General features: G+C 69.1%; 2 protein-coding genes. One reads left to right on the plus strand and one right to left on the minus strand.

Annotation, left to right across the window (positions count from 1 at the left end):
• Positions 1 to 632 (minus strand): transposase zinc-binding domain-containing protein (locus tag ML01_RS26560; protein WP_371258256.1); only part of this gene is annotated, 632 nt, incomplete at its 3' end.
• Positions 633 to 841: 209 nt separating this feature from the next.
• On the opposite strand from ML01_RS26560, the gene ML01_RS30035 reads away from it, so the two are divergent.
• Positions 842 to 1,759, plus strand: coding sequence for a hypothetical protein (locus ML01_RS30035; RefSeq protein ID WP_058558375.1), 918 nt, complete (start codon positions 842 to 844; stop codon positions 1,757 to 1,759).
• Positions 1,760 to 2,029: the final 270 nt, after the last annotated feature.

Below are 2,029 nucleotides of genomic sequence, written 5' to 3' on the forward strand. Positions count from 1 at the left end.
ACCCGCACGCGCACCTGCTCGGCGATGGCGGCGACGGCCTCCGGCGTCAGCTCAGCGGCGGGGCGAAAACGCACGGATTGCGGAATATCACCGGCATCCTCGGCCGGCTCGAAGACCCCGTCGATGACGCAGCAATGGTAATGGATGTGCCGGTTGAGGGACGCTCCGAAGCGGTGGATGAAGCTCACCGCCCCGAAGCGGGCCTGTGTGCTGGCATCGCTGCTCCGGCGCAGATGGGCCTCGATGACGCGCAGCAGGATATGCAGTACGGCGCTGATCGCCCGCGGCTCTCGCTCCAGGTACCAGCGCAGGCGTTTGGGCACCGAGAGGACCCACTGACGCACCGGCAGCGGCGGGATGACGTGATCGACCAGGTGCGCCGCGGTCTCTGCCATGCGCCGGGCGTTGCACGACGGACACAGGCCGCGACCTTTGCACGCGAAGGCGACCAGGAAGTCATGCCCGCAGTCCGGACATCGGGCGCGGGCGAAGCCGTAGGCGAGGATGCCGCATTCCAGATAACGCCGGAACTCCCGTTCTACGTAGGCCGGCACGCGCTGCCCGTCCCAGTCGTCTTCCCCTGCGAGCGCCAGATAGGTCTCCAGGTGCTGCTGGACGACTTGGTAGAGCACGGTTTGCTCGGGATGGCGGCGGCAGTACGGGGCAGGTCCGCATCCCGGTGACGCGACGGCCATGTCGGTATCCGGCTGGAATTCGGCGCTTGACTGTATTTATGTACAGTTTAGCGGCGATTCGGCCGTCTCCAGGCGCATGCGAGCGGAGCGCGACAGGTTGGGACCACAGCGCTTGGCGCTGTCGGCCGGAGATCAGGAGCCGGCGGTTGACGGGCCGATCCGGCTTCGCCGCCGGCGCCGCGGCGGGAGTTATCAAGCATGCACCGAGCCGGCCCAATGGTGGCGAGCGCGTCGGCGAGGCGACCTGCGCGGTGACACCCTGGCCGCATCAGGTGCGCGCCTTCCAGCGGCTCTACGACCAGTGGCCGCCGCGCCTGTTGATCGCCGACGAGGTGGGCTTGGGCAAGACTATCCAGGCCGGCATGCTGCTGCGCCAGGCCTGGTTGTCGGGTCGGGCGCGGCGGATCCTGGTCATGGCGCCGAAGGCGCGGCTGTTTCGTGCGGCGGAGCAAGCCTACGGCGCCGTGTCGGACGAGGATGCAGCCCGCGCGCTGCCGGAGCTGAGCCGCCTGAAGCTGAAGGTGCTCCGGGCGCTGCGGGACGGCGCATCCATACCGCTGAAGCGGCTGGAAACCTCCGAGCGCGCCGCCGCGGTGCGGCTGATGAAGGCGCAGACGCCGCTCAAGCACCTGATCTCCCGCCACACCCGCGAGCTGCTGCGCCGCTACCACAAGGCGGCCAAGCTCGCGACGCCGATCGCGGACCGCGACGTGTCGGACCGCTTCGTGCAGCTCAGCGATGCCAAGCGGCGCGTCTACGAGCAGGTGGAGGACTACATCTCCAGCACCTACGACAACGCCGGCGATCAGCGCACCGCCGTCGGCTTCGTGATGACCATCTATCGGCGGCGCCTGGCGAGCAGCTTCGCGGCACTCGCGAGCACGCTGGAGGGCCGGCTTGCCGGGTGTGGAGGTCGGCGCGGTGGGCAAGAAGGACTTCAGCTATCTCGCGCCCGGCATGTCGGCCCCGGTCCGCGTCACCACCGACCCCGGCTTCTACGACCGGCATGCCGACAGCCTGGAGTTGTGGTCGCCGGGCAGCCCGATATTTCCGACACCGGATGAGGCTGCATCGGCCGACGACCTGCAAGGCATGGATCTGAAGGCCGTGCTCGCGCAAGGGCACTGATGCCTGCGCCCGCGCACCGGCAACGAAATCCCGGGCCGGGGAGCCTGACCTCCCGGTCGGCTCCGCACGCGCGACAGCATCCCGCTCTGTCGCCGTGTTGACCTGGAGGTCAACACTCCAGTCAAGGCCGCAACACCGCGCGGGTTCCAGGGCACGGAGCGTCGGCTTGCGCGGCGCGCTCGTTGGCGCAAGTGCACCGAAGGGCC

The sequence above is a fragment of the Thiohalocapsa sp. ML1 genome (assembly GCF_001469165.1).
In the GTDB taxonomy this organism is placed as follows: domain Bacteria; phylum Pseudomonadota; class Gammaproteobacteria; order Chromatiales; family Chromatiaceae; genus Thiohalocapsa.